This window comes from Micromonospora sp. WMMD737 (genome assembly GCF_049179055.1).
Lineage (GTDB): Bacteria > Actinomycetota > Actinomycetes > Mycobacteriales > Micromonosporaceae > Micromonospora > Micromonospora reichwaldensis.
Genome location: NZ_JBMHMH010000001.1, coordinates 1,017,222 through 1,043,565 on the forward strand (window position 1 = coordinate 1,017,222; position 26,344 = coordinate 1,043,565).

24 protein-coding genes are annotated in these 26,344 nt (G+C 72.5%); 14 read left to right on the forward strand and 10 right to left on the reverse strand.

Features of this window, described 5'->3' with window-relative positions; translation table 11 throughout:
* Positions 1-123: 123 nt before the first annotated feature.
* Together ACN27A_RS03810 and ACN27A_RS03815 are read right to left on the reverse strand one after the other, a co-directional pair.
* The gene (locus ACN27A_RS03810) at positions 124-813 is read right to left on the reverse strand and encodes a hypothetical protein (RefSeq protein WP_132237650.1); all 690 of its coding nucleotides are present in this window, start codon (positions 811-813) and stop codon (positions 124-126) included.
* A 72-nt stretch (positions 814-885) separates the two neighbouring features.
* Positions 886-1,347: a peroxiredoxin gene (locus tag ACN27A_RS03815; protein ID WP_327028342.1), complete on the reverse strand. Its 462-nt coding sequence runs from the start codon at positions 1,345-1,347 to the stop codon at positions 886-888.
* 117 nt (positions 1,348-1,464) lie between these two features.
* Between ACN27A_RS03815 and ACN27A_RS03820 the strand changes: the two genes are divergently transcribed.
* From ACN27A_RS03820 to ACN27A_RS03850, 7 genes are all read left to right on the forward strand, one after another.
* Positions 1,465-2,193 (forward strand): SDR family oxidoreductase, encoded by a 729-nt coding sequence (locus ACN27A_RS03820; protein WP_421449841.1) that lies wholly within the window; start codon positions 1,465-1,467, stop codon positions 2,191-2,193.
* Positions 2,194-2,235: 42 nt separating this feature from the next.
* A complete protein-coding gene (locus ACN27A_RS03825) occupies positions 2,236-3,576 on the forward strand; it encodes an SWIM zinc finger family protein (RefSeq protein WP_421449843.1) in 1,341 nt (446 codons plus the stop codon).
* A complete protein-coding gene (locus tag ACN27A_RS03830) occupies positions 3,573-6,224 on the forward strand; it encodes a DUF6493 family protein (protein ID WP_421449845.1) in 2,652 nt (883 codons plus the stop codon). The genes ACN27A_RS03825 and ACN27A_RS03830 overlap by 4 nt, the downstream gene beginning before the upstream one ends.
* Before the next feature lie 93 nt (positions 6,225-6,317).
* Positions 6,318-6,767 (forward strand): helix-turn-helix transcriptional regulator, encoded by a 450-nt coding sequence (locus ACN27A_RS03835; RefSeq protein ID WP_421449847.1) that lies wholly within the window; start codon positions 6,318-6,320, stop codon positions 6,765-6,767.
* 5 nt (positions 6,768-6,772) lie between these two features.
* The gene (locus tag ACN27A_RS03840) at positions 6,773-7,183 is read left to right on the forward strand and encodes a VOC family protein (protein WP_421449848.1); all 411 of its coding nucleotides are present in this window, start codon (positions 6,773-6,775) and stop codon (positions 7,181-7,183) included.
* A gap of 83 nt (positions 7,184-7,266) precedes the next feature.
* Entirely contained in the window at positions 7,267-9,654 is a 2,388-nt protein-coding gene (locus ACN27A_RS03845; protein WP_421449850.1) for an ATP-binding cassette domain-containing protein, read from the forward strand.
* Positions 9,655-9,815: 161 nt separating this feature from the next.
* Positions 9,816-10,691 carry an alpha/beta fold hydrolase gene (locus tag ACN27A_RS03850; RefSeq protein ID WP_421449851.1) on the forward strand — a complete coding sequence of 292 codons (876 nt, stop codon included), beginning with the start codon at positions 9,816-9,818 and terminating at the stop codon, positions 10,689-10,691.
* A 53-nt stretch (positions 10,692-10,744) separates the two neighbouring features.
* On the opposite strand, the gene ACN27A_RS03855 is transcribed toward ACN27A_RS03850, so the two are convergent.
* Positions 10,745-11,338, reverse strand: a complete 594-nt coding sequence (locus tag ACN27A_RS03855; RefSeq protein ID WP_421449852.1) for an AAA family ATPase — start codon at positions 11,336-11,338, stop codon at positions 10,745-10,747.
* Between the two features lie 57 nt (positions 11,339-11,395).
* Here ACN27A_RS03855 and ACN27A_RS03860 point away from each other — a divergent pair, with 57 nt between their 5' ends.
* Positions 11,396-12,406: a tyrosine-type recombinase/integrase gene (locus ACN27A_RS03860; protein WP_421449854.1), complete on the forward strand. Its 1,011-nt coding sequence runs from the start codon at positions 11,396-11,398 to the stop codon at positions 12,404-12,406.
* Positions 12,407-12,591: 185 nt separating this feature from the next.
* On the opposite strand, the gene ACN27A_RS03865 is transcribed toward ACN27A_RS03860, so the two are convergent.
* Entirely contained in the window at positions 12,592-13,458 is an 867-nt protein-coding gene (locus tag ACN27A_RS03865; RefSeq protein WP_421449855.1) for a bifunctional 5,10-methylenetetrahydrofolate dehydrogenase/5,10-methenyltetrahydrofolate cyclohydrolase, read from the reverse strand.
* A 241-nt stretch (positions 13,459-13,699) separates the two neighbouring features.
* Between ACN27A_RS03865 and ACN27A_RS03870 the strand changes: the two genes are divergently transcribed.
* Positions 13,700-14,854: a carboxylate-amine ligase gene (locus tag ACN27A_RS03870; protein ID WP_421449857.1), complete on the forward strand. Its 1,155-nt coding sequence runs from the start codon at positions 13,700-13,702 to the stop codon at positions 14,852-14,854.
* A 43-nt stretch (positions 14,855-14,897) separates the two neighbouring features.
* Here the strand turns inward: ACN27A_RS03870 and ACN27A_RS03875 are convergent, their stop codons facing one another.
* Positions 14,898-16,478, reverse strand: coding sequence for an NAD(P)-binding domain-containing protein (locus ACN27A_RS03875; protein ID WP_421449859.1), 1,581 nt, complete (start codon positions 16,476-16,478; stop codon positions 14,898-14,900).
* Between the two features lie 103 nt (positions 16,479-16,581).
* Positions 16,582-17,361: an endonuclease/exonuclease/phosphatase family protein gene (locus ACN27A_RS03880; RefSeq protein ID WP_421449861.1), complete on the reverse strand. Its 780-nt coding sequence runs from the start codon at positions 17,359-17,361 to the stop codon at positions 16,582-16,584.
* Between the two features lie 198 nt (positions 17,362-17,559).
* Here ACN27A_RS03880 and ACN27A_RS03885 point away from each other — a divergent pair, with 198 nt between their 5' ends.
* The gene (locus tag ACN27A_RS03885) at positions 17,560-18,333 is read left to right on the forward strand and encodes a sulfite exporter TauE/SafE family protein (protein ID WP_421458363.1); all 774 of its coding nucleotides are present in this window, start codon (positions 17,560-17,562) and stop codon (positions 18,331-18,333) included.
* A 30-nt stretch (positions 18,334-18,363) separates the two neighbouring features.
* On the opposite strand, the gene ACN27A_RS03890 is transcribed toward ACN27A_RS03885, so the two are convergent.
* Positions 18,364-18,975, reverse strand: coding sequence for a malonic semialdehyde reductase (locus ACN27A_RS03890; RefSeq protein ID WP_421449863.1), 612 nt, complete (start codon positions 18,973-18,975; stop codon positions 18,364-18,366).
* Between the two features lie 100 nt (positions 18,976-19,075).
* Here ACN27A_RS03890 and ACN27A_RS03895 point away from each other — a divergent pair, with 100 nt between their 5' ends.
* Both ACN27A_RS03895 and ACN27A_RS03900 read left to right on the forward strand, forming a co-directional pair.
* The gene (locus tag ACN27A_RS03895; RefSeq protein ID WP_421449865.1) at positions 19,076-19,444 is read left to right on the forward strand and encodes a winged helix-turn-helix transcriptional regulator; all 369 of its coding nucleotides are present in this window, start codon (positions 19,076-19,078) and stop codon (positions 19,442-19,444) included.
* Positions 19,445-19,521: 77 nt separating this feature from the next.
* Positions 19,522-20,298 (forward strand): GNAT family N-acetyltransferase, encoded by a 777-nt coding sequence (locus ACN27A_RS03900; protein WP_421449866.1) that lies wholly within the window; start codon positions 19,522-19,524, stop codon positions 20,296-20,298.
* Between the two features lie 56 nt (positions 20,299-20,354).
* Here ACN27A_RS03900 and ACN27A_RS03905 read toward each other — a convergent pair whose 3' ends face one another.
* Together ACN27A_RS03905 and ACN27A_RS03910 are read right to left on the reverse strand one after the other, a co-directional pair.
* Positions 20,355-20,864, reverse strand: coding sequence for a peptide deformylase (locus ACN27A_RS03905; RefSeq protein ID WP_421449868.1), 510 nt, complete (start codon positions 20,862-20,864; stop codon positions 20,355-20,357).
* Positions 20,865-20,874: 10 nt separating this feature from the next.
* Positions 20,875-21,663, reverse strand: coding sequence for a TetR/AcrR family transcriptional regulator (locus ACN27A_RS03910; protein WP_421449870.1), 789 nt, complete (start codon positions 21,661-21,663; stop codon positions 20,875-20,877).
* A gap of 73 nt (positions 21,664-21,736) precedes the next feature.
* On the opposite strand from ACN27A_RS03910, the gene ACN27A_RS03915 reads away from it, so the two are divergent.
* Positions 21,737-22,720 carry an ATP-binding cassette domain-containing protein gene (locus ACN27A_RS03915; RefSeq protein ID WP_421449872.1) on the forward strand — a complete coding sequence of 328 codons (984 nt, stop codon included), beginning with the start codon at positions 21,737-21,739 and terminating at the stop codon, positions 22,718-22,720.
* On the forward strand, positions 22,717-23,514 hold the full coding sequence (locus ACN27A_RS03920) for an ABC transporter permease (RefSeq protein ID WP_421449874.1): 798 nt from the start codon (positions 22,717-22,719) through the stop codon (positions 23,512-23,514). The genes ACN27A_RS03915 and ACN27A_RS03920 overlap by 4 nt, the downstream gene beginning before the upstream one ends.
* Before the next feature lie 24 nt (positions 23,515-23,538).
* Here the strand turns inward: ACN27A_RS03920 and ACN27A_RS03925 are convergent, their stop codons facing one another.
* Positions 23,539-26,238 (reverse strand): hypothetical protein, encoded by a 2,700-nt coding sequence (locus tag ACN27A_RS03925; protein WP_421449875.1) that lies wholly within the window; start codon positions 26,236-26,238, stop codon positions 23,539-23,541.
* Positions 26,239-26,344 lie beyond the last annotated feature (106 nt).

Sequence of the window (26,344 nt, forward strand, 5' to 3'; positions counted from 1 at the left end):
GCACTCCTTCCGCGTCCGCCCCGTGGCCCTCCCGCGTGACCGACGCCCGGAGCGAGGACGGCGCGCACCACCACGGCGGCGGGGCGGGCGGCAGCACGCCACCCGCCCCGCCGACAGCCGGTGTCAGTGCGCCTCGCGCAGCTCCGCCAGGCGCGCCTCGATCTCCGCCAGCTCCGCGCGCAGCTTCTCCGCCTGCTGCTCCGCCTCGGCCCGCTCGGCCGCCATGATCTGCTCCACCGCCTCGTGCACGCCCGGCACGTCCACCAGCGCCACCATCCGCAGCGCCTCCGCCGGCTTCACCACGTACGGCTTCGCCAGCGACTTGCTGCCCTGCTGTGCCGCGACCGTCCACTCGCCGTCGGCGTACGCCAGCGTCACCGTCAGCCCCGCCGGCCCCTTCGGCTTCACGGCCTTCACCGCCTTGCGCGCCGGGGCGGGCTTCGCCTCCGTCGTCTCCACCTTCGGCTCCTCCCGCCGCTGCTGCGGCACCCGGTCCAACACGAACTCCGGCTCCGCGGGCGCCGCCGGCTCGGGCTCCGGCGTCTCCGGCTGCGGCTCGGCCGCCTTGCGCCCGGCGCCGCGCGGGGCCACCGCCACGTCGGCGGGGGAGAAGGGCAACTCGTCGCGACCGAACCGGACCACCACGAACTCGTCCGACACGGCCGGGTCGGTCAGCTCCACCACCTGACCCACCTGCCCGGCGATCTGACCCGCCGAGGCGGTGAACACCACCTTCGGCTTGCGGCCCGCCGCCAGCGCCTCCCGGATGCTCTGCACCTCGTCAGTGGACAAACCCTGGCCAGCAGCACCCATCAGCAACCTCTTCCCCTCGTACACCTGTTCAGATGCCTGCCTTGATACCAGCCCACGCCGACAAGCGGAAGATCAACCCCCCAGCGCCCGCAACGCCGCGTCCGCGTGGTCGTTCATGTTCAGCTCACTGTGGACCACCTCGACGATCCGCCGGTCGGTGCCGATCACGAACGTCATCCGCCGCGTGCTCAGCGCACCCAACGGCAGCCGCCGCCGCACCCCGAACAGGTCCGCGACCGTGCCGTCGACGTCCGACAGCAGGGGATAGTCGAACCCGTGCCGGCGGGAGAACTCCGCCTGCTTCTCCACCGGATCGCGGCTGATGCCCACCCGCGTCGCGCCCACCGCCGCGAACTCCGCCGCCAGGTCCCGGAAGTGGCAGCTCTCCGCCGTGCACCCCCGCGTCAACGCCGCCGGATAGAAGAACAACACCACCGGACCGGTGGCCAGGAACTCCGACAGCCGCCGCGGCGTACCCGTCTCGTCGGGCAACTCGAAGTCCCGCACCACGTCGCCGACACCCACACCCGCCACCGCACACCTCCACGTCACCGTCCACCGACGCGCCCGAGCCTATGCGCCCACCCACCGGCCCGCCCCACGCCGCCCGCCGGTAGCGTCGGCCCCGCAGCCACGACAGGGGAGAGGCACATGCGACCGGTCACCGTGATCACCGGCGGCAGCCGCGGCATCGGCGCCGCCACCGCCCGCCGCCTCGCCCACGCCGGGCACCACGTCGCCTTCAGCTACCGCCGCGACCACACCGCCGCCACCGCCGTGCTCGCCGACATCGAAGCCACCGGCGTACGCGGCCTCGCCGTGCCCGCCGACACCCGCGACCCCGCGCAGGTGACCGCCCTGTTCGACGCCGCCGCCGACCTCGGCCCGATCACCGGCCTGGTCAACAACGCCGGCGTCACCAGCCCCATCGGCGCGTTCGTCGACCTCGACCCCACCGACCTGCGCCACGTCGTCGACGTCAACCTCATCGGCTACGTCCTCTGCGCCCAGCAGGCCGCCCGCCGGATGGGCGACGGCGCCGCCATCGTCAACGTCTCCTCCGTCGCCGCCACCCTCGGCAGCCCCGGCGAGTACGTCCACTACGCCGCCGTCAAGGCCGCCATCGACACCCTCACCACCGGCCTCGCCAAGGAACTCGCCCCCCACGGCATCCGCGTCAACGCCGTCGCCCCCGGCATCATCCGCACCGACATCCACGCCCTCTCCGGCCAACCCGACCGACCCGAGCGGGCCGCCGCCCGCATCCCACTGGGCCGCCCCGGCGAACCCGACGAGGTCGCCGGCGCCATCGCCTGGCTGCTCGGCCCCGACGCCACCTACACCACCGGCACCGTCCTACGCGTCGCCGGCGGCCTCTGACCCCGTGCTTCCTGTCGGTGGCCTGCACTACCGTCCGCCGACGTGAGCGCAACGCAGACGTACCGGTACCTCGGATCCTCCACCCTCGCCCGCGACGGCCTCGGCCTGCAGACCAGCGGCGGACCCGCACCCCACCCCCGGTTCTTCACCGGGTTCCTCACCACCCCCCAGGCGGCGGCCGCCGGCCTGCTCGCCGTCGCCGAGGTCGCCCGCACCCGCTACCACCGGCCCGTCAGCCCCGCCAGCCTCGACCCGGTGGTCACCGGCAGCCGCGACCGGCTGCGGTTCGAATCCTTCTCCGGCTGCTGCGGCGTCTACGCCCGCCTCGACACCCTGCCCGCCGGCCTCGACGGCGACGTGATCGAGCACGGCACCACCAACGTCGACGTCAACAACCCACTGCGCGAGGCACTGGCCCGCGTCGGCGGCCTCGACCCGCTGCACCTGTCCGTCGGCCCCGACGACCTGACCGTCGCCACCATGGACAGCCCGATCGTCGAGAAGAAGGTCCCCCTGCCGGCGCGCTGGCTGCGCGGCTTCGCCGAGGTGCAGATCCTGTCGGCCACCTTCGAACCCCGCGCCGAGATCCCCGCCACCGAGGCGGCCACGTTCCTGCGCCGACTCCCCACCACCAGCGACCGCTCGGTCCTCTGGGCGGTGCCCGCCGGCCGGTCCCTGCGACTGACCTCCCGTCCCGTCCCCGGCGCCGTCTGCCTGGCCGGAGCGAGCCGACTGACCGCCCTACGCGCCATGCTGCGATTCGCCGAGACCCTGCGCGTGTACGGACCGACCGTCGCCACCGGCTCGGCACCCGTACCGAGCACCTGGGAACTGGACACCGGCGCCCTGCGCCTCTCCCTCACCCTCTCACCCGAGCCGTACCGCGGATTCTCCGGCGAAGGCGCCGCCCTCACCGCCCTCGCCGGCGACGACGTGGTCGACGACGCCAACCTCGTCGCCGCCGTACTCTCCTGGGACCCCATCATCGACGTCGACCGGCTGGCCACCGACACCGCCCTCGACCCGGCCCGCGTCCGGGCCGCCCTCGCCCAACTCGGCACCGCCGGCCGCGTCGGCTACGACGTCGCCGAAGCCGCCTACTTCCACCGGGTCATGCCCTACGACGCGGGCCGCGCCGAACGCGACAACCCCCGCCTCGTCGGCGCCCGGGCGCTGCGCGACGCCGGCGCCGTCCACCTCGACACGGCCACCACCGCCACCGTCCACAGCGGAGACCAGGTCTACCGGGTCCGCCAACTGCCCGGCGGCGACCTCACCTGCACCTGCCCCTGGTGGGCCAAGCACCGCGGCCAACGGGGACCCTGCCGACACGCGCTGGCCACCCGGATCTCGAGCGCCGTGCGGGCGGAGGAGCGGGTGTGAGACACGCACAGCAGGCGTTCCTCAAGAGCACGGTACGGCGGCAACGGGAACTAACCGCCGGCGGCACCAGCGACCTGTTCGACCTCATCCAGAACAGCTCCGCCGGGCAGATCGTGGCGGCCCTAACCGACCTGCCGGAACAGCGCCGCCGGGAGATCGGCGGCGACCTGACGACCTGGTTCAGGCAGCGGCACCGCACCACCTGGTGGACGGCCGGCTCCGGCACCGCCCTGGCCGTCGCCATCGTCGGCTGCCTGCCCACCGCCGCGCAGGCCGCGACGATCCTCGCCCGCAACACGGTCAACCCCCACGGCGAACGCGCCGCCGCCCTGATGACCAAGGTCGCCGAGGACCGCGGCATCACCTGGCTCGGCGACCTCGCGCACCGACTGGCCACGAGGGTCAACCAGCAGACCGGCATCGAACACTGGCGCTTCCTCACCGCGCTGCTACGCGCCACGGCAACCACACCACCGGCCAACGACCGGTTCGTCGAACTGTGGCTGAACTCGTTGCAACTGCCCCAGCGGGGACACGCCGGCCCACCGGCACCCCTGACCGCACGGCTCCGCGACGACCCGTTCCTCCACGCCATGCTGCCCCGCCTGTTCGAGATCGACGGCCTCGGCACCCGCATGACCTTCGACGAGGTCACCACGACCTGGCCCGAACGACGACGGCACATCCTGCCGACCGCGCTGGCCCGACTCGCCGCCGACGGCACCATCGACCGGACGTTCCTGATCGACGCCAGCATCGGCCGGCTCCTGCGCGGCGACCGGACGGCCGCCCTGCGCGCCTTCACCATCCTGCTCACCGAACTCGAACCCACCACCGCCGAGGTCGCCACCCGCGCCACCGACTACCTCCGCCTGCTCGCCGACGCGCCGGCCCCCGCCGCCACCATCGCGCAGAAGGCCCTACGGGACCTGCCCGACCTCGAGACCGACACCATCCTCGACACCTCCCGGGACGTGCTGCTGCGACCGGACAAGGCACTCGTCAGGGCCCAGCTGACCTGGCTCGACCGCCTGGCCCGCCACCACCGCGACCGGGCGGCCGGGATCGCCGAGGTCATCGCCGTCGCCGCCGGACACCCCGCCGTCGAACTACGCGACCGCGCCCACACCCTGGCCACCCGCCACGGACACGACCCGACGGCGGACCGCACCGGCCCGGCGCACACCCGACCACGCGGCGACGACCTGCCCCCACCCGCCCCACCCGCACCGGCGCCCACCCCCATCACCGACGTCGACGAACTCGCCGAAGAGGTCGCCGCCCTGCTCGGCACCCAGTCGCAGGGCACACCGCTGGACCGCATCCTCGACGCACTCGTGCGGCTCACCACGACCGACGACACCCGGGTGCACGCCGCCCTCACCCCCGTCATCGAACGCCGCCACTGGTCCTGGGACAACGAACACCGCCACGACCCCCTCTGCCTGTGCAAGCTGGTCGTCGACCTGCTCAGCACCCCGACAGCCACCGACCAGCAGACCCGCCGACACCGCCGCTGGGAGACACTGCTCACCGCCGTACGCCGCACCCCCGCACCACCACCGCTCACCACCGACCCCCGGGTGCCCCCACCGCACCGGCTGTTGCGAGCCCGCCTCGCCGAGATCGGCGCGCACCTCGCCGAGCCGGGACACCCCGGCCTGCTCGCCACCCCCACCCACGCCAACGGCGCCCTCGACCCGCTCGCCCTGATCGAGCGCCTCGCGGCCCTCGGCGACCGCCCGGCCTGGCACTGGGACCTCACCCAGGCCCTGCTGCGCCTACCCGCCGACACCGACGAGGCGGTCGCCGGCAAGGCCGCGGCACTGGGCACCCCGGCGGGGGAGCGGCTCGCCACCTGGCTGCGCGCCGGCGGACTGCCACAACCCGTCACGCGCGCCGTCACCGTCATCCGACGCCTCCGCCGCAACGGCTACGACTGGGAGCACGACCAGCTACCGCCCAAGCGCATCCTCGTCGAGCTGCGCCCACCCGACGGACACGACGACCCGTACGGACTGCTGACCGTCGACCCCGCACCGATCGGTGTCGAGCACTCCGCCTGGGCGAACCTGCTGCCGTCGACCCTGCCGGGGCACCGTGCAGTGGTCGCCGCGTACGCCCTGCCGATCGTGGCCGCCACCGCGGACATGGACCAACGCGACGGCACGACCATGCTGCCGCTGCTCGCCGAAGCCACCGGCCCCGGCGGACCGGCCCTCGACCTCGCCCTGTCCTACGGCCTCGCGGCCCGCCACGGCACCGACCGGATCGCCGCCCTGGACGCCCTGCTCGCCCTCGCCGCAGCCGGGCAGCTCGACGCCACCGCGACGGGCGGCCACCTCGGCCGACTCGTCGCCGGGCACCTGGTGAAGCTGTCCAGGGCGCTCGAACCACTACGCGACGCCGCCCAGGCCGGGGCACCGCTGACCGTGTGGCGACTGATCGCCGCCGCACTGCCGTCGGCACTCGCCGCGCCCCAGCCCCCGCGCGGCCTGCCGGACCTGCTGAGCCTCGCGGCCGAGACGGCCGGCACGACCGGCGCCCGCATCGACGTGCCCGGCCTCGCCGACGTCGCCGGCCGGGGCGGATCCAGCCGCCTCGTCACCGAGGCCCGACGCCTACACCGCGCACTCGGCACGATATGACCCGGCCTCGACACGGTATGACCCGGCGAACTGGCGGCGACAGGCCGCCGGCCCTGCTGGGCAACCCCGACGCCACGTGGCACGATCTCGCAGGTGACCAGCAGAGACGCCGCCGACCAGCACCTACGCGACCTCGCCCGGCTGCGCCGCGTCCGCGACCGCATCGACCGCGAGTACGCACAGCCCCTGGACGTCGAGGCGCTGGCCCGCGGCGCGAACATGTCAGCCGGACACCTCAGCCGCCAGTTCCGCCAGGCGTACGGCGAGTCGCCGTACGCCTACCTCATGACCCGGCGCATCGAACGCGCCATGGCGCTGCTGCGCCGTGGCGACCTCAGCGTCACCGAAGTCTGTTTCGCCGTCGGCTGCTCCTCGCTGGGCACCTTCAGCACCCGCTTCACCGAACTGGTCGGCGTGCCGCCGAGCACCTACCGCGCCCGGGCGGCTCACGCGACGGCGGAGATGCCCGCGTGCATCGCGAAACAGGTGACCAGACCGATCAGGAATCGAGAAGCACGCGTCACGCAGCCGCAACTAGCCTGACCGGCATGGACATCACCATTCACTACGCCTTCCTCCCGCACACCGACGCCGACGCCGCCCTGACCTTCTACCGCGACACCCTTGGCTTCGAGGTCCGCAACGACGTCGGATACGACGGCATGCGCTGGCTCACCGTCGGCCCACCCGGCCAGCCCGGCACCTCCATCGTCCTGCACCCGCCGGCCGCCGACCCCGGCATCACCGACGCCGAGCGCCAGACCATCCTCGAACTCATCGCCAAGGGCAGCTACGGCGCCATCACCCTGGCCACCGACGACCTCGACGGCCTCTTCGACCGGCTCCAGGCCAGCGGCGCCGACGTCGTCCAGGAACCCACCGCCCAGCCCTACGGCGTGCGCGACTGCGCCTTCCGCGACCCCACGGGCAACCTGATCCGCATCAACGAGCTGCACTGAGCCCTCGGGCGCACCCAGACACCACCCAGGAACCCTCGACGCGGGGACCGCCACGGCGGCCCCGCGCAGCAGATGGAGACACGATGAGCACCGCCACGGGGACGGACACCCAGGCACCCACCCACATCGCCGACAGCCACGACCTGATCCGCGTGCAGGGCGCCCGCGTGAACAACCTCAAGGACGTCAGCGTCGACATCCCGAAACGCCGCCTCACGGTCTTCACCGGCGTCTCCGGCTCGGGCAAGAGCTCACTGGTGTTCGGCACCATCGCCGCCGAGTCACAGCGGATGATCAACGAAACCTACAGCGCCTTCCTCCAAGGCTTCATGCCGTCGCTCACCCGACCGGACGTCGACCTGCTCGACGGCCTGACCACGGCGATCATCGTCGACCAGGAACGGATGGGCGCCAACCCACGCTCCACCGTCGGCACCGCCACCGACGCCAACGCCATGCTGCGCATCCTGTTCAGCCGCCTCGGCCAACCCCACATCGGCTCGCCCAACGCGTACTCCTTCAACATCCCCACCGTGCGCGCCAGCGGGGCGATCACCGTCGAGCGCGGCACCAAGACCAAGGCCGAGAAGGCGACGTTCCACCGCCTCGGCGGCATGTGCCCCCGCTGCGAGGGCATGGGCACCGTCAACGACATCGACCTGACCGCCCTCTACGACGCCGGCAAGTCACTCAACGAGGGCGCCCTCACCATCCCCGGCTACAGCATGGACGGCTGGTACGGGCGCATCTTCCGCGGCTGCGGCTACTTCGACCCCGACAAGCCGATCAGCAAGTTCACCAAAAAGGAACTGCACGACCTGCTCCACCGGGAACCCACCAAGATCAAGATCGACGGCATCAACCTGACGTACGTCGGCATCATCCCGCAGATCCAGAAGTCCTTCCTCGCCAAGGACGTCGACGCCCTCCAGCCCCACATCCGGGCCTTCGTCGAGCGGGCCGTGACCTTCCAGACCTGCCCCGACTGCGACGGCACCCGACTCAGCCCCGAAGCCCGCTCCTCGAAGATCAACGGCAAGAGCATCGCCGACGTCTGCGCCATGCAGATCAGCGACCTGGCCGAGTGGGTCCGCGACCTCGACGAACCCTCGGTGGCCCCCCTGCTCAAGGGGCTGCAACACCTCCTCGACTCGTTCACGCAGATCGGCCTGGGCTACCTCTCACTCGACCGGCCCTCCGGCACCCTGTCCGGGGGAGAGGCACAACGCACCAAGATGATCCGCCACCTCGGCTCGTCCCTCACCGACGTCACCTACGTCTTCGACGAGCCCACCATCGGCCTGCACCCGCACGACATCGAGCGGATGAACAACCTGCTGCGGCAACTGCGCGACAAGGGCAACACCGTGCTCGTCGTCGAACACAAACCCGAGACCATCACGATCGCCGACCACGTCGTCGACCTCGGCCCTGGCGCCGGCACCCACGGCGGCACGATCTGCTTCGAAGGCACCGTCGAAGGACTGCGGGAAAGCGACACCGTCACCGGCCGCCACCTCGACGACCGGGCCGCCGTCAAGAAGACCGTACGCACCCCCACCGCCACCCTCGAGGTCCGCGGCGCGACCGCCCACAACCTGCGCGACGTCGACGTCGACATCCCACTCGGCGTCCTCTGCGCCGTCACCGGCGTCGCCGGCTCCGGCAAGAGCTCACTGATCCACGGCTCCGTCGCCGGCCGCGACGGCGTCGTCGTCATCGACCAGGGCGCGATCCGCGGCTCCCGACGCAGCAACCCGGCGACCTACACCGGCCTGCTCGACCCCATCCGCAAGGCGTTCGCGAAGGCCAACGGCGTCAAACCGGCACTGTTCAGCGCCAACTCCGAAGGCGCCTGCCCCACCTGCAACGGCGCCGGCGTCATCTACACCGACCTGGGCGTCATGGCGACCGTCGAGACCACCTGCGAGGAATGCGGCGGCAAGCGCTTCCAGGCGGCCGTCCTGGAATACACACTGGGCGGCCGGAACATCGCCGACGTGCTCGCCATGCCCGTCGCCGAGGCCGAGGAGTTCTTCGGCGCCGGCGAGGCGCGCATCCCCGCCGCCCACGCCATCCTGAACCGACTCGCCGACGTCGGACTGGGCTACCTCAGCCTCGGCCAACCCCTCACCACCCTCTCCGGCGGCGAGCGGCAGCGCCTCAAGCTCGCCACCCACATGGCCGAGAAGGGCGGCGTCTACGTCCTCGACGAGCCGACCACCGGCCTGCACCTCGCCGACGTCGAACAACTGCTCGCCCTGCTCGACCGGCTCGTCGAATCCGGCAAGTCGGTCATCGTCATCGAGCACCACCAGGCGGTCATGGCACACGCCGACTGGATCATCGACCTCGGCCCCGGCGCCGGCCACGACGGCGGCCGGATCGTCTTCGAGGGCACCCCCGCCGACCTCGTCGCCAAGCGGTCCACCCTCACCGGCGAACACCTCGCCGCCTACGTCGGCGCCTGACCGAGGCCACCGGCGGGCACCGGTCCGGCGGGCGCTCCCGCGCTGCGCCGGGCCGGGCCCACCAACCCCGCCGACTGCGAACGCCCCTCGCCCTCGTGGCGGCGGGGGAGCAGCGCCCGGCGGGCCAGAATCGGCCGCTCGGCATGCGTACGCTCGCGTCCATGCCCACCGCGATGATCGAGATGGACGACGGTGCCCGGCTGCGCACCTGGACCACCGGCTCGCCGGAGCAGGCCGACATCCCCCTGGTCGTCCTGCACGGGGGGCCGGGACTGCCGGACTATCTCGGCCCGGTCGCCGCCCTGGTCGAAGACCTGTGCCTGGTCCACCGCTACGACCAGCGAGGCACAGGCGGATCGGCCTGGGCGGGGGAGCACACGATCGCCCGCCACGTCCGGGACCTGGCGCTGCTGCTCGACGCGTGGGGACACGACCGGGCCGTCCTGGTGGGGCACTCGTTCGGGACCAACATGGCCGGCTACTTCACGCTGGCGCATCCCGAGCGCGTGGCGGGATCGATACAGCTCGCCGGGCCCTTCCTGGACCCGTGGCGGGACGCCGACCGGGCGGCGCAACGGGCACGACGCACCGACGCGCAGCAGGACAGGCTCGACGAACTCGAAGCGATCACCTCGCGCACCGACGCCGAAGAGATCGAGTACCTCACCCTGGCCTGGTTCACCGACCACGCCGACCGGGCTCGGGCGTGGGACTGGGCGCTGGCATCGGCCCGCGCGCTGCGACCCGTCAACTACGCGATGAACAGCCAACTCAACGCCGCGAAGAGGGCGGACCCGCTCGAATCGCACGTGGATGAGCTCCGCGAGCGCCTTCCCGCCGGCTCCGTGATCATCGGTGGGGCAGGCGACAGCCGTCCCGCCGAGGCCCTGCGACGACTCGGCGCTCGCCTGCGGTGCGAGATCGTCCTCATCCCGGACGCGGGGCACCATCCCTGGCTGGAGGCGCCGGAACAGTTCAGCGCGGCGTTCCGCGCCGCGGTGACGAGAGCGTGCCTGACGAATCATCCGGCGCCATAAGGCCCTCGAAACCGCAGGCAGGCCGACTGTCGTTAGCGATTCGATAATGTACATTATGTCAAGTAGACCGGATCGGGCCCTCCCTCAGCTCCGTCCGACGGCAGGTCGGCGAGGCGCCGCAGGTGCGCCTCCACCAGTGCGACCCGCGCCCGCACCGGCGCGGGCGGCACCGCGATCAGGCGGTGCCCGTGCGCCCGGTAGACCTCCTCGTGCACGCGGGCGAACACCAGCGACTCGGCGTAGCCGATCCGACGGGCGGCACTCGGTGTCACGAAGCCCAGCGGCTCGACCAGGAACACCTGCCGCTGGTAGGCGCCGTCGCGCAGCACCCGCCGCACCTCCTCGGTGAGCACGCGCCCCGGCGGTCGCCCCAGATACCGCGCGAGGGCCAACGTGCACAGCGGCGACCGGTCGTGGACCTGCACCGCCCCGTACGCCCCGGGCGCCTCGCGGCGCTCCCGCTGGAGCCGCGCGACGGCGTCGACGAAGCCGGCCTCGCGCCACGGTTCGGCGACGCCCCGCCCCTGCTGAGCCGCGATGACGTCGGTGGCCGCCTCGGCGACGACGTCCCACCCGCGTCGGCGCAGCGCGTCGGCGAGTGTCGTCTTGCCCGCCCCCGGTGCACCCGTCAGTACGTACCGTCGCACGCTTCTCCCCTCTCCCGCCGTTGCCGGCGAACCCGAAAATGCTGCATAATATCCCTTATGCATGACAAACAGGACGAATCGGTACAGCGGCTCATCGAGGAGTTCCTGACGGCCCGCGCGACCCGAAAGCCCTCCCCCCACACGCTGGAGGCGTACCGCCGGGACCTGTGCGCCGTCGCCGAACTGGCGGCCGAGGAGGCCACCCCTCCCCTACCCCTCGAGGCGCTGCCCGTCGGCGCCCTCACCGCTCGCGTCATGCGTGCGGCATTCGCCCGGTTCGCCGCTCCCCGCGCGGCCGCGTCGGTGCACCGGGCGTGGTCCACCTGGAACAGCTTCTTCTCCTTCCTGGTCGCCGACGGGGTGGTCGCCGGCAACCCGATGCCGGCGGTCGGTCGTCCCCGGGCGCCTCTCCCCCAGCCCAAGCCGCTGCGTGGCGCGGACACCCCCGAGCAGCTGCTCGCCTCGGTGGCCCGGCAGGAGGGCCGGCAGCGCGACCCGTGGCCGGAGCGGGACCTGGCGGTGCTGGCGTTGGCGCTCTGCGCGGGGCTGCGGCTGTCGGAGCTGCTGGCGCTGCGGGTGGGGTCGTTGACGGGCCGTGCGGGCGAGCGGCGGGTCGACGTGGCCGGCAAGGGTGGGCGGCCGAGGGTGGTGCCGATCGAGCCGGAGCTGGACGGGGTGCTGGTGGGCTATCTGGACAGCCGGGTGCGGCGGTTCGGGTCGCGTACGGTGCGGCCGGACGCGCCGCTGCTGGTGGACCGTCGGGGTGAGCCGCTGCGCCGGGGCGGGCTGCAGTATCTGGTGGAGTCCTGCTACCGGCGGGCGGGCATCACCGACCGGGTGCCGCGTGGGGCGCGGTTGCACGCGTTGCGGCACACCTTCGCGACGCGGTTGGCCGAGGACGGGGCGAGCGCGGCGGAGATCATGCGGTTGCTGGGTCACGCGTCGTTGGCGTCGTCGCAGACGTACATCGAGGTGACGGCCGGGCAGCAGCGCGACGCGGTGCGGTCCAACCGTACCAATCGGGCGTTGGCGGGGTTGGTGGCGGCGGAGCGCGACGGACGGTCGTGAGGCGGGGCCCGGCGGTTCGCGGCCGGTGGGCCGGTCGGGAGCCGGGCCGGCGCGTCCGACGGCCGATGCCTCCGGCGGCGCCCTCGGCGAGGTGATCAGCCTGCTCTGCCGGGGGTCTTTCGGCGGGCCTGGTGTGGCCGGCGGTGGTCCGGGCGTCGAGGTCGTCGACGCCCGGACCGGGGTGCTCAGGCGTGGCCGGTGGCGCGGCGGGCGGCGTCGAGGGCGTTGCGGAAGAGCATGGCGACGGTGGTGGGGCCGACTCCGCCGACGCGGGGGGTGATGGCGCCGGCGACGTCGGCGCAGGTTTCGGCGACGTCGGGCAGGAGGCGTCGGCCTTCGTAGCGGACGCCGCCGCCGATGACGACGGCGCCGGGGCGGACGTGTTCGGGTTGGATGATGCCGGGGACGCCGGCGGCGGCGATGAGGATGTCGGCGCGTCGGGTGTGGGTGGCCCAGTCGGGGACGCCGGTGTGCACGACGGTGACGGCGGCGTTGGCGGTGGGTCGTTTCTGGGTGAGCAGCAGGGCGAGGGGGCGGCCGAGGGTGGCGCCGCGGCCGAGGATGACGACGTCGCGGCCGGCGACGGGGATGTCGTGGAAGGCGAGCAGGGCTTCGATGCCGGCGGGTGTGCAGGGCAGGGGTCCGGGCAGGCCGAGGGCGAGGCGTCCCATGTTGAGGGGGTGCATGCCGTCGACGTCGAGGTCGGGGTCCATGGTCTGCAGGGCGCGGTCGTAGTCGAGGTGTGCGGGGATGGGGTGCTGGATGAGCAGGCCGTGCACGTCGGGTGCGGTGTTGAAGTCGGCGATGGCGTGGTGCAGGTCGGCCTGGGTGGCGGTGGCGGGCAGGTGTACGTGGGGTGAGGCGAAGCCGAGTTCGCTGGCCTGGCGTTGCTTGATGCGGATGTAGCCGGCGCTGGCGTCGTCGTCGCCGACGAGGATGGTGGCGAGGCCGGGGGTGGTGCCTGCGGCGCGTAGTGCGGTGACGCCGGCGGCGACGTCGGTGAGGATGTGGTCGGCGACGGGGGTGCCGGGCAGGAGTCGGGCGGTGGGCATGGTGCTCCTCTGCCGGCGGGGCCCAGGCGGTCGACCTCCGCGCGTGCAGCTCCCCGATGGTTTGGTGCCCATCCTCTGGCCGCCAGTCGCGTCTGGGGTCAGCTTGCCACAGGGGGTGGGGTGTGGTGTGTCCCGGTGGGTGGCTGTGGCGTCGGCGTACTGACTGTGGGTGTCCCGTTGGTCACTGGTTCGGGCTACCCTGTCGGCCTGTCCGTGTCGGGCGCTCGCCCGGGTGTCGTGAGTGGAGGCCGTGGTGCCGGTGCTGGTCGGCGGGGATGGTGTGGTGTCGGGTCCGCGGTTGGGGGTGGAGGAGGAGTTTCTGCTTGTGGATCCGGTGAGTCGGGGTGTGGTGCCGGGTGCGGGGGCGGTGGTGGATCGGGCGGTGGCGCGGTTGGGTTCGCGGGTGTCGGGTGAGATCACGAGGTTGCATGTGGAGACGAGGACGGATCCGACGGCGTCGGTGCGGGGGTTGTTGGAGCAGTTGGTGGAGGCTCGTCGGGTGGTGGCGGAGTGCGCGGCGGTCGACGGGTTGCGGATCGTGGCGACCGGTACGCCGGTGTTGCCGGGTGCGACGTCGCCGCCGGTGACGCGGGGGCCGCGGCAGGATCGGGGTACGGCGACGTTCCGGGGGTTGCACGACGAGTTGGCGATCTGTGCGTTGCACGTGCACGTGGAGTTGCCGGATCGGGAGCGGGCGTTGCTGGTGAGCAATCATCTGCGGGCGTATCTGCCGTTGTTGATCGCGTTGACGGCGAATTCGCCGTACTGGGAGGGGCGGGATTCGGGTTATGCGGGTTGGCGGTCGATGATCTGGTCGCGGTGGCCGGTGGCGGGGCCGCCGCCGCGGTTCACGTCGGTGGCTCACTACGAGCGGGTGGTGGGGATGTTGTCGGCGGCGGGGGCGGTGGTGGATCCGGGGACGTTGTTCTGGGACATCCGGCCGTCGGTGACGCATCCGACGTTGGAGGTGCGGGTGTCGGACGTGCCGGTGTCGGCGCGGGAGTCGGCGTTGGTGGCGGCGTTGGTGCGGGCGTTGGTGGTGCGGGGGTTGGAGGCGGTGGACCGGGGTGATCACGGTCCGGAGTTGCCCGGGGAGTGGTTGCGGGCGGCGTACTGGCGGGCGGCGCGTGACGGGTTGGAGGGTTCGTTGCCGGAGGTGGGTTCGGGTCGGTTGCGTCCGGCGCGGGAGGTGTTGGGTGAGGTGGTGGGGTCGTTGGCGCCGGTGTTGCGGGCGTGTGGGGATGAGGATCTGGTGCGGGGTTGGTCGGAGCGGTTGTTGGCGGTGGGTGGTGGTGCGGTGCGGCAGCGGGCGGCGGCGGGTCGTCGGGGTCGGTTGACGGATGTGGTGGATTTTCTGGTGGCGCAGACGGTGGTGGAGGAGTTGCAGCCGGCATAGGTGGGTGGGGTCGAGGTTGGACCGGTGGTGGGGTGGCCCGGGGTCAGCGGTGGCGGTGCAGTTCGCGGGTGAAGTAGTCGCGCAGGGGTGCGACGTGGCGGTCGGGGCGGCGCCATTCGGCGAGCAGGTCTTCGAGCAGGTGGAGTTCGTCGACGAGGGTGTCGCCGTGGTAGCGGCGGATGACGGGGTGGATGAAGGCGCTTTCGGCGGCGCGGTCGGGTTGGGGGTGGCGTTCGATGGCGAAGACGTCGCCGTAGTCGTCGCGGCCCCAGCGGAGGCTGACGGTGTAGTAGTGCGGGTGCTCGTGGAAGCGGGCGCGGACGTGGTCTTCGGGCAGGTCGGTGTAGTGGCGTAGTTGGCCGTGGGGGTCGACGACGAGGGCGTCGCAGAGGAATTCGAACTGGGTCCAGAGGGCGGAGCTCCAGTTGACCCGGTCGAGGACGAGGGTGGTGAGGGTGTCGGGGTCGGGGTCGACGAGGGTGTGTGGCAGGGGTACGCCGTCGTAGCGTTCGCGTAGCAGGGCGGTGAGGGTGCGCAGGTTGTAGCGGAATCCGTCGATGAAGGCGGAGGAGGCCTTCTTGAGGTCGCGGTCCTGGGCGAGGGTGCCGGCGAAGTAGAGGCCGTCGATGTTGGTGGACTGCCAGTCGCCGGTGGTGGTGGGCATGCGGCCGTTGGGGATCATGTCGGGTCGGCAGGTGGGGTCGAAGGGGCTGGTGTCCATGGTGAAGCCGGTGCAGCGCAGGACGGTTTCGTAGTCCATGACGGCGGTTTCGCCGTCGGCGTGGGTGTAGGTGAGGTGCACCTGGTAGCGGTTGTCGACGGGGCGGATCTCGTCGATGACGCAGTCGAGTACGGAGTGCAGGGTCTTGAACTGGTAGCTGTCGAGGACGGCGCCGTGGTGGCCGCGGACGTCTCCGGGGTGTTTGGTGTTCCAGGCCAGGCGCAGTGGGCGGGGGCTGGCGAGGTGGATCATGGCGGCGTGGCCGAGGATCGCGGAGGCGGTTTCGAACGCGGAGTTGCCCTTGCCGAGGATGAGGACGCGTTGGCCGGCGTAGTGGGCGGGGTCGGTGTGCATGTCCTCGTAGCCGGTGGCGTGTTCGATGCCGCGGATGTCGGGGATGTTGGGGCGGCCCCAGCCGGTGGCGACGATGAGGCAGTGGCAGTGCAGGACGCGGTCGGGGGTGTGGACGAGGAAGCCGTCGTCGAGGCGTTCGATCCGGTTGGCGGGGGTGTCGAAGCGTACGGCGAGTTGGTGGTAGCGCTGGAAGTCGGTGAGGTAGCGCACCATGTCGTCGGCGTGGGGGAAGTATTCGCTGCTGTACTTGGCGAAGGGCAGGTCGGCGGGTTCGTGCAGCAGGGAGTTCCAGTCCCAGCGCAGGCGGATCTCGGGGTCGGTGCTGGTGGTGTGGACCTTGTTGAGGGAGATGAGCCGGCGGTGGCGGGGGAAGTGGCGGAAGAATTCGGCGGGTGCGGGGGCGCGTTCGAGGGTGACGTAGTCGCAGCCGGCCTGTTGGAGGTAGTAGCTGAGTTGGATGCCGGCTGGTCCGGCTCCGATGATGACGTACCTGTGGTGTTCGGTGGTGGGGTCGTGGTGGCTCGTCGGGCCTGGGGTGGGTGCCGTCACGCCAGAGACCTTCGCCGATGTGGCGGGTTGGTGTCAACGCTGGGTGGTGTGACGGTGACGCGACCGCTGGTGAGGGGTGTGGTCTCCCTCGCCGGGTGTGCTCTCAGCCGAGGTCGACCAGGAGGGGGCGGTGGTCGGAGATGGTGGACAGGGGGGTGTGTACGGCGGTGACGGGTGGCAGCTGGTCGAGGGCGTGGCGGTCGGCGAGGATGTGGTCGAGTTGGACGCGGGGTTGCCCGGCGGGGTAGGTGGGGCGGCGGGCGAGGGGGTGCCAGCCGGTGAGGAGTCGGGCGGGGCCGGCGGGCAGGTTGAGGTCGCCGAGGAGGATGCGTGGGGCGGGCAGGGTGCGCAGGGCGCGGACGGTCTGGCGGAGTTGGTGGGCGTTCCAGCCGGGGACGAAGGACAGATGGGTGGCGGCGACGGTGAGTCGTCCGTGTGGGGTGTCGAGGACGGCGGCGAGGACGACGCGGGGTTCGTCGCGCAGGAGGATGAGTCCGCCGCGGGGGCCGGGGACGTAGACGGGTGAGCGTACGGGGGCGGGGCGCAGTCGGGTGACCTGCCAGGTGTGCACGCGGTGGCGGGTGACGAGGCCGACGCCGTAGCAGGGTTCGCCGTGTCCGTCGTCGTCGTGGGTGAGGGGGCGGAACTGTTCGCCGGGGGTGCCGACGACGGCGGCGGCGAAGCGGTGTTCGCCTGCGTCGAGGGCGCGGGCGGCGATGGCGGTGAGGTCGAGTTTGCCGCTGCGGCTCTGGTCGCGGTCGACTTCCTGTAGGGCGAGGACGTCGGCGTCGAGGGCGGTGACGGCGGCGGTGAGCCGGTCGGGGTCGACGAGTCCGTCGGTGAGGGATCGGCCGTGCAGCAGGTTGAAGGTGGCCAGGCGCACGTTTGCACCCTACGTGGCCGTGGGAGGGTTGCCGGGTGTTGAAGGTGTTGTTGTGCTCGATGCTGCTGTTCGTGGCCCTGGGTGCGGTGGGTGTGTGGCTGCGTCGGCGGCGGGGTCGGTGACCTGCGGTTCTGGTGAGGCTGGCCACAGGCGGCGTCGTGGGGCCGGTGGTGGTGGGCAGAATGGCCGCCCGTGGATGTGGATCCCCTGTCGTTGACGACCCTGCTCGCCGCGGCCGCGATGGCCGGTTGGATCGACGCCGTGGTGGGCGGTGGTGGGCTGCTCCTGTTGCCGGTGTTGATGGTGGCGGCGCCGGGGATGCCGGTGGCGTCGGCGTTGGCCACGAACAAGTTGACGGCGATCGCGGGTACGACGACGGCGGCGGTGACGTACGCGCGGCGTACGAAGATCGACTGGGCGGTGGCGGGGCCGGCGGCGGTGCTGGCGATGTGTTGCGCGGGGGTGGGTGCGGCGTTGGCGGGGGCGGTGCCGGCGTCGGCGTACCGGCCGGTGGTGCTGGTGGTGCTGGTGTCGGTGGCGGCGTTCGTGGTGTTGCGTCCGCGGTTGGGGGTGGTGGCGCAGCCGCATCGGCGTACGCGGGTGCGGGTGGGTGTGGCGGTCGCGGTGGCCGGGGTGGGTATCGCCCTGTACGACGGGCTGGTGGGTCCGGGTACGGGGACGTTCCTGGTGGTGGCGTTCACGGCGCTGGTGGGGGCGGACTTCGTGCACGGCTCGGCGATGGCGAAGGTCGTGAACGTGGGCACGAACCTGGGGGCGTTGGCGGTGTTCGCGGCGACGGGGCACGTGTGGTGGCTGCTGGGGGCGGCGATGGCGGTGTGCAACATCGCGGGGGCGGCGTTGGGGGCGCGGATGGCGTTGCGGCGTGGCTCGGGTTTCGTGCGGGTGGTGCTGTTGGTGGTGGTGCTGGCGTTGGTCGGCAAGTTGGGCTTCGACCAGTGGGTGGCGGCCTGACGGTCGCCATCCACTGCTCGTGTCGGCGGGTCAGGCGTGTCGGACGACGTCGGTGTAGTCGAGGCGGGGCAGGCGGGGGAACCAGGCGTTCTCGCCGGGGCGGCCGATGTTGACCACGAGCAGGGTCTTCCAGGTGTTGTCGGCGAAGAACTCGCGGTCGACGGCGGCGGCGTCGAAGCCGGCCATGGGTCCGGCGGCGAGGCCGGCGGCGCGGACGGCGAGCAGGAAGTAGCCGATCTGGAGGGTGGCGTTGAAGCGGGCCATGCGCTCGCGGGCCTCGGGCTTGTCGGCGAGGTCGTCGCGCATCTGGGGCCGGATGGGGAAGATCTGCGGGATGAACTCGTGGAAGTCGGTGTCGGCGGCGAGTACGGCGACCATGGGGGCGCTGGCGGTCTTGGCCTTGTTGCCTTCGCTCATGTGCGCGACCAGGCGGGTGCGGGCCTCGCCGGGGCGCACGTAGAGGATGCGCAGGGGCTGGGTGTTGGCGGCGGTGGGCGGGAACTTGGCGAGTTCGAAGATCGCCTGGAGTTGTTCGTCGGTGACCGGCTCGTCAGTGAAGGTGTTGGCGGTGCGGGCGTCGGTGAACAGCAGCGCCTGGGCCTCGGGGTCCAGGTCGATCAGGGGCGAGTGGACGTCGGTCATCGGGGTGTCTCCATCGAATCGGCTGGCTTGCTTCGGCTACGGTAGCAGCTAGCTTTTTACTAGTCCCTTGTTCGGAGGATGTCCGCCGTATCCTGGGGTCATGACGGTCAGGCCAGAGGTGGGCGACACGCCCCGCACGTGTGACGGGGGCGTCGCCCGGGCCTTCGCGTTCCTCGGCAAGCGGTGGAACGGCATGCTCCTGAGCACCCTCGCCGACGGGCCGGCCGGGTTCGCCGAGCTGGCCCGCGCCCTGCCCGGGATCAGCGAGTCGGTGCTCTCCGACCGGCTGGGCGAGCTCGTGCGGGTCGGGCTGGTCAGCCGCAGCGTCCGGCAGGGTCCCCCGGTGGGGGTGAGCTACGAGCTCACTGGGCCGGGCGCGGCGCTGCTGCCGGTGCTCGACGCGTTGGGCCGGTGGGCGCACGAGAACCTTCCCGCCGAGCCGGAGGCGGCCACCCCGCCGGGCTGCTGAGGACGCCCGGCGTCGGGCTGCTGGGCACGCCGGCGACCGGGCGGGGCGTCCCGCGCCGGGTGTGTGATCATCGGCGGATGCCGGTACGCGCCGAACACGACCGGACCGTCCTGGCCGCGCTGCTCGGGCGGGACCCGGTGCTGCACGCGTACCAGCTCGGCGACCTGGACGACTTCTTCTGGCCGTACACCTCCTGGTTCCGCCGCGACGAGGAGGTGGCGTTGCTCTACCACGGCGCGGACCCGCCCACGTTGCTGGCGTTCGCGGCCCCGCCCCGGGTGGACCGGCTGGCGACGCTGCTGCGCCAGCTGGCGCCGGTGCTGCCGGCCCGCCTGTGGGCGCACCTGTCCCCCGGCCTGGAGCCCGCCCTGGCCGGGGTGTTCCGGATGGACGCGGCCGGCCCGCACCACCGGATGGCGCTGACCGACGCGGCGCGGCTGGACACGGTGACCCCGGCGGGATCGGTGCTGGGCGCCGACGACCTGCCGGGGCTGCGCCGGCTGTACGAGGTGGCCTACCCTGGCAACTGGTTCGACCCGCGGATGCTCGACACCGGCCAGTACGTGGGCGTGCGCGATGGCGGTGAGCTGGTGGCGGTCGCCGGGGTGCACGTGTTCTCCCCGGCGTACGGGGTGGCGGCGCTGGGCAACGTGACCACCCATCCCCGGCTGCGCGGGCGGGGGCTGGCCGGTGCGGTGGTGGCCGCGCTGTGCCGGCGGCTGCGCGAGCACGTCACGCACGTCACGCTCAACGTGAAGGCGGACAACACGGCGGCGTTGCGGCTCTACGGGCGCCTCGGCTTCACCCGGGTGGCCGACTATGGCGAGTACGCGCTGCGCGCCCACGACGGGTGAGCGCCCACGGTCGGCCGGCCGGGTGCGACGTCCCGGACCGGCCGCCGCGGGCAGGGTCAGCCGCGGCGGCTGGGTGAGTCGAAGCGGCCGGCGCGGATCTCCCGCAACGCCTTGCGGCGGGTGTCGCCGCGCAGGGTGTCGACGTAGAGGCGCCCGGCGAGGTGGTCGGTCTCGTGTTGCAGGGCCCGGGCGAGGAAGCCGCTGCCGGAGATGGTCAGCGGCTCGCCGTGCTGGTCGAAGCCGTGGGCGGTGGCGTGCAGGGCGCGTGAGGTCGGGAAGTAGAGGCCGGGGATGGACAGGCAGCCCTCGTCGTCGTCCTGCAACTCCTGCGACAGCTCCAGCGTCGGGTTGACCAGGTGGCCGCGGTGGCCGTCGGCGTCGTAGACGAACACCTGGGCGTTGACGCCGATCTGGGGGGCGGCGACGCCGGCGCGGCCGGGGGCGCCGAGCAGGGTGTCCATCAGGTCGGTGACCAGGGCGCACAGTTCGGCGTCGAAGCTGGTGACGGGCTCGCTGGGGGTGCGCAGCACGGGGTCACCGATGATCCTGATGGGGCGCATCGTCATGTCGGCCAGGTTATCGCTCGCCGGTCGTGGCGGCGGCGTCCGGGCGGGTGGCGACGAGGACCTCGATGCCGTCGAGGATGCGGGCCAGGCCGAACTCGAAGGCGCCGTGGGGGTTGGCGGCGGCCTGGTACTCCTGGCCGGCGGCGGTGCCGACGCGGGCGGCGAGGGGGTAGCGGCGCGGGTCGAGGGCCTTCTCCAGGTAGGGGGCGTGGGCCTGCCACCACTGCTGCTCGGTCATGCCGGTGCGCGCGGCGGCCTGGGCGGCCTCCACGGCGCTGCGTACGGCGCCGTGGACGTAGCCGGAGACGAGGGTGACGACGGCGTCCATCTCCAGGTCGGTCAGGCCGATGCCGTCGACGGCGCGCAGTTCGTACTCGTAGCGGGCGATGACGTTGGGGCCCAGCGGGGGGCGGGTGGTGGCGACCTGTAGCAGCCAGGGGTGGCGCAGGTAGAGCGCCCAGGTCTCGCGGGCGACGTGGGTGAGCCGCTCCCGCCAGCCGCCGGGCACGTCGTCGGGGCGGGCGGTCTCGCCGTAGACGGTGTCGAGCATGACGTCGAGCAGTTCGCCCTTGCCGGGGACGTAGGTGTAGAGGGACATGGTGCCGACGCCGAGGCGTTCGGCGACGCGGCGCATGGACAGGGCGGCGAGGCCCTCGGCGTCGGCCACGTCGATGGCGGCGCGCACGATGCGGTCCACCGACAGGTCGGGTCGGCCCTTGCGGCTGGTGCGTTCGCGGGTACGCCAGAGCAGGGCGAGGCTGCGCGCGGGGTCGCCGGTGCCGCTGTACTCGGTCGTCATCCCGGCACTGTATCGTCCGTCGTACCGTATGCCGTACGGTACGGTGTACGAGTCGAGTGGATGGAGGGCGTTGATGCACCACGACGGACCGGCCGTCGAGGCGGAGGGACTGCGCAAGCGCTACGGCGGCACGCAGGCCCTCGCCGGCCTCGACCTGACGGTGCCCGCCGGCACCGTGTGCGGCCTGCTCGGCCCCAACGGGGCGGGCAAGACCACGGCGGTACGGGTGTTGAGCACCCTGCTGCGGCCCGACGCCGGCGCGGCGCGGGTGGCCGGCGCCGACGTGCTGCGCCACCCCGAGCGGGTCCGGGCCCGCATCGGCCTGGTCGGCCAGCACGCCGCGCTCGACGAGGTGCTCAGCGGCCGGCAGAACCTGGTCCTGTTCGGCCGGCTGCACCACCTCGGCGGCGCGCGGGCCCGCGCCCGGGCCGCCGACCTGCTCGCCCGCTTCGACCTGACCGACGCCGCCGACCGGCCGGTCGGCACGTACTCCGGCGGGATGCGCCGTCGCCTCGACCTCGCGGCGAGCCTGATCCTCGACCCGCCGGTGCTCTTCCTCGACGAGCCCACCACCGGCCTCGACCCGCGCGCCCGGGCCCAGGTGTGGGACGCGGTGCGCCGGCTCGTCGCCGGCGGCACCACCGTGCTGCTGACCACCCAGTACCTGGAGGAGGCCGACCAGCTCGCGCACACCGTCCGGGTCGTCGACGCCGGGCGGGTCGTCGCCGACGGCACCCCGGAGCAGCTGAAGACCGCGCTCGGCGGCGACCGCGTCGACGTCGTGCTGACCCGCGCCGACGACCTGGACCGGGCGGTACGCGTCGTCGGCGCCGCCGTCGCCGCGACCCCGCTCGTCGACGCGGCGGGCCTGCGCCTCAGCGTCGCCGTCACCGGGCGGGTGGCCGCGCTGGGCGCCGTGCTGCGGGCCCTCGACGACGCCGGCCTCACCGCCGCCGACGTCGCGGTGCGCCGCCCCACCCTCGACGAGGTGTTCCTGCGGCTCACCGACCGCGACTCCCCCACCATCCGCCCCGCCGAGGACAGGGTGGGCGCATGAGCACGACGGGCGTGCGCTGGGCCGTGGCCGACACCGTCACCCTCACCGGCCGGGCGTTGGCGCACTGGCGGCGCCAACCCGGGCCGTTCGTCGTCGGGCTGCTCTTCCCGGTGCTGATGGTGCTGATGTTCGGCTACCTGTTCGGCGGCGCGATGAGCGTGCCTGGCGGCGGCGACTACCGGGAGTTCCTGCTGCCCGGCATGTTCGCCATGACGGCGCTCTTCGGCATCGAGTCCACGTACGCGGCCGTGGCCACCGACACCGCGCGCGGCGTCACCGACCGGTTGCGGTCCCTGCCGATGACGCCCTCGGCGGTGCTCACCGGCCGGGCCGCCGCGGACCTGCTGCACTGCGCCGCCGGCCTGGCCGTCATGCTCGCCTGCGGGGTCGCCGTCGGCTGGCAGTGGCGGGCGGGGGTACCGGCGGCGCTGGCTGCCGTCGGGCTGCTCCTGCTGCTGCGCTTCGCCCTGATCTGGGTCGGCATCCACCTGGCGCTGGTGCTGCGCGCACCCGGGTCGGTGGTGGTGCTGCAGATCCTGGTCTGGCCGGTCGGGTTCACCTCCAACGCGTTCGTCTCCCCCGACACCATGCCCGGCTGGCTCGCCGCCGTGGCCGGGTACAACCCGCTGTCGGCGACCGTCGCGGCCTGCCGGGAACTGTTCGGCAACCCCGGCTGGGGCGGCGAGTCGTTCGCCGCGCAGCACGCCGTCGCGCTCGCCGTGGCCTGGCCGCTGCTGCTGACCGCCGTGTTCGGGCCCCTGGCGGTACGCCGGTACCGCGGGCTCGGCCGGTGACGGACACCCGAGCCGGTGGAGGAGTCACAGCTGCTGGCCGGTCTTCGGGTCGTAGCTCACCTCCACCGCCACCACCTGGTCGGTGGGCAGCACCTCGATCCACTGGTCGAAGACCTCGTACGGGGCCGCCGGGCGGAAGCCGCCGTCGAGCGGGTCGAACCCGGTCTCGAAGACCTTCTCGGCCACGAGGGTGTTGGCGATCTGCGTGTTGTCCTGCTGCAACTTGAGCGCGAGGATGTCCAGGACCTGCCCGACCGTCTTGTTGCGGTACTCCTCGGGGTCGCCCTCCTGGAACGGGTAGGCGAGTCCCAGCGCCGCCTGTCCCTCCACGTTGGCCTGCTTGAGCCACTCCAGCGCCGCCTGTTCGCGCCCGGGCCGTACCGGCAGGACCGCCTTGGCCCAGGCGGCGTTGAGGAACTCGTTGCGGCGCGCGTCGCCGTCGGCCTGGATCAGCCAGCCCAGCGAGCTGCCCGAGGGGGCCGGCTGGGTCTGCTCGGTGATGAGGTAGTTCACCCGCCACTCGTCGGAGACCGTGCCGTCCGGGTTCATCGCGTTCGTCTTGTCGGTGTGGGAGTACCAGGTGACGACGGTGCGGTCCGCGAGGACGCTCGGGTCCCGCACCGGGTACTTGCCGAGGCTGCTCTGGGTGGGCGGGGCAGGCGCCGGCGGGCTGGTGGGTGGCGGGGTGACCTCGCGGGGCCGCCAGTAGTCCGGTGCCACGAAGTACAGCATCTCGTCGACGTCGAAGATCTGCCGGAGCAGCTCCGAGCCCAGATACAGGTCCGCGAACAGGTCGAACGGCTTCAGCTTCTGGATCAAGCTGCCGTAGATCGCCTGACGTTCCTCGGTGCGCAGGTCCTGTGACGGCCGTGGGCGCATGGCGCTGAGCAGACCGAGCCGGTCCCGCACGGCCGAGGCGTACGCCGTGCGTTGCAGCTCCGCCACCTGCGCCTGGTAGGTCTTCAGCTCCTCGTGGTAGCGGTCGTGGGCGTCGTTGGTCTGCGGTGGGTCCCACGTGACGTCGAAGGTCAGGCTGATCGGGCTGAGGTCGCCCGAGTGGAAGAACTTCGCGAAGACCGCGAAGCCGGTCTGCTCCTGGTTGGTGCGGATCAGGTCGGGCACGAACGCGCGACCCGGTGCGACGGAGACGAGTCGCGCCTCCTTCAGCTTGTAGCCCCGCTCGGGCGGCGACGGAGTGAAGTCGATGCGGGCCACCGCGTGGATGGCGTTGTCGTGGTCGGTGATCCCCTCGGCGTCCGGGGCGGTGTGGTGCACGAATTCCATGTTCGCTTCCGGAGGGTCCTGGGTGGCCCGCACCTTCCGGATGGGGAACGTCCCGGTGAACGGGGTCGTCCTGGCCACGAGCGGGGGTGGCGGCTCCGGCTTCCGCAGGGCGGTGAGGTCCGGCGCCGCGACGAGGTGCACCAGATCCCCCAGGCCCAGGTTGCGTCCCGGCGCGGGGAGGTACACCTGCCAGCACAGCCGCCCGCCGATGTGCTGCACCTGCACACCGACCTTGCGCATCTTGCGCCGCAGCTCGTAGTTCACCAGCTTGCCCGTGGTGTTCTGCACGAGGTAGCGGCGGCTGGACAGGTCGGTGCTCTCGGTCACCGTCTTGAACGTCGTCTTGTAGTTCCTCTTGATCTCGCTGGTGACCTTCGCGCTCTGCGTACGGGAGTGCTTGTGGGTCTCCTCCGAGGACCGCTTCACCGTGGCGTTCAGGCTGAAGCTGGCGCTGGCGTCCGCGTGGTAGACACCGACGTTGGCGCCGCCGGAGGCGCTGATGCCGAGCTTGGTGTCGTTGGCGTTGTCCTCCTTGACGGCGTTGGCGATGTCCTCCTGCTCCGTCAGGTTCTCCTCGACCTTGCGGGTGGTCTCCTCGAACTGCTCGGCGGTCCTCTCGACCAGGGTGCGTCGCGTGCTGGTCTCGACGAGTTCCACGGTGCCGCCGGGGCTGAGCCACAGGTGCCCGGCGGGCGGACCGAGGAACGTGTCGAACTCGAAGAAGTACTGCCGGAAGAGATTCACCAGCCCGACCGGCGAGAGCACCCCACGGATCGGGGCGTCGAAGTGCTCCGCCAGGGCGGTGAGCGCCGCGTCGTCGAGGGTGCTCGCGGCCTCGGCCCTGGCGAACGACTCGTGGCCGAGGTCCAGCAGGGCGCGGTCGGTGGCGCCGTGGGCGACGCGCAGCGCGTTCTGCATGCCGAACCAGCCCGCCAGCGGCTGGTAGATGCCGAACAGTTCGCTGGCGTACGGCAGGGTGCCGGCGAACGCGGTCAGGGGCCGGCCGGTGTGCACCGGCGGCCCGTTGACGGGCGCGGTCAGCACCTGCGCCGGAGCCGACGGGCCGCCCGGGACGGTGGCGAAGGGCAGCGGTGCCGGCGACTGGCCGGTCACCAGCTTGACCAGCAGCGTCTCGGCGGTGGCCTCGGCGGTCGGCGCGACGAACGAGATGGTCTGCGTGCCCGCCGAGCTGGTGACCCGGCCGGCGTACTGCCGCGACGAGCCGGCCTCGCGGATGAGGAACATGTTGGCCAGCGCGGGGGTGTTCGGGAACTCGCTGGGATCCCGGACGTCCATGTCGCGGGGCAGACCGAGGGCGATCCGCTGGTTGGCCGGGATCTCCCCGGGCGGGTTGGGCTCGATCGTGTAGGACCAGATCCGGTAGCCGGGGTCGGCCCCGGCGACGGCAGCCTTGCCGCTGAACGTGACGGTGATCGCCATGATGCCCCTTCGGCCGATGCGCGGGGGTGACGCCCGGATCGTACGGTCCGCGACGGGCGCGCATCCTGCCGTAATCGGATGTCCGTCTGTCCTGTTCCGCCGCAGG

Coding starts and splice junctions, on each gene's coding strand:
- ACN27A_RS03890 (WP_421449863.1), bottom strand. CDS start 18,975: ATGACCGACGTCCACTCGCCCCTGATCGACCTGGACCCCGAGGCCCAG.
- ACN27A_RS03860 (WP_421449854.1), top strand. CDS start 11,396: ATGCATGACAAACAGGACGAATCGGTACAGCGGCTCATCGAGGAGTTC.
- ACN27A_RS03910 (WP_421449870.1), bottom strand. CDS start 21,663: ATGACGACCGAGTACAGCGGCACCGGCGACCCCGCGCGCAGCCTCGCC.
- ACN27A_RS03915 (WP_421449872.1), top strand. CDS start 21,737: ATGCACCACGACGGACCGGCCGTCGAGGCGGAGGGACTGCGCAAGCGC.
- ACN27A_RS03850 (WP_421449851.1), top strand. CDS start 9,816: ATGCCCACCGCGATGATCGAGATGGACGACGGTGCCCGGCTGCGCACC.
- ACN27A_RS03840 (WP_421449848.1), top strand. CDS start 6,773: ATGGACATCACCATTCACTACGCCTTCCTCCCGCACACCGACGCCGAC.
- ACN27A_RS03895 (WP_421449865.1), top strand. CDS start 19,076: ATGACGGTCAGGCCAGAGGTGGGCGACACGCCCCGCACGTGTGACGGG.
- ACN27A_RS03820 (WP_421449841.1), top strand. CDS start 1,465: ATGCGACCGGTCACCGTGATCACCGGCGGCAGCCGCGGCATCGGCGCC.
- ACN27A_RS03905 (WP_421449868.1), bottom strand. CDS start 20,864: ATGACGATGCGCCCCATCAGGATCATCGGTGACCCCGTGCTGCGCACC.
- ACN27A_RS03865 (WP_421449855.1), bottom strand. CDS start 13,458: ATGCCCACCGCCCGACTCCTGCCCGGCACCCCCGTCGCCGACCACATC.
- ACN27A_RS03900 (WP_421449866.1), top strand. CDS start 19,522: ATGCCGGTACGCGCCGAACACGACCGGACCGTCCTGGCCGCGCTGCTC.
- ACN27A_RS03920 (WP_421449874.1), top strand. CDS start 22,717: ATGAGCACGACGGGCGTGCGCTGGGCCGTGGCCGACACCGTCACCCTC.
- ACN27A_RS03925 (WP_421449875.1), bottom strand. CDS start 26,238: ATGGCGATCACCGTCACGTTCAGCGGCAAGGCTGCCGTCGCCGGGGCC.
- ACN27A_RS03845 (WP_421449850.1), top strand. CDS start 7,267: ATGAGCACCGCCACGGGGACGGACACCCAGGCACCCACCCACATCGCC.
- ACN27A_RS03810 (WP_132237650.1), bottom strand. CDS start 813: ATGGGTGCTGCTGGCCAGGGTTTGTCCACTGACGAGGTGCAGAGCATC.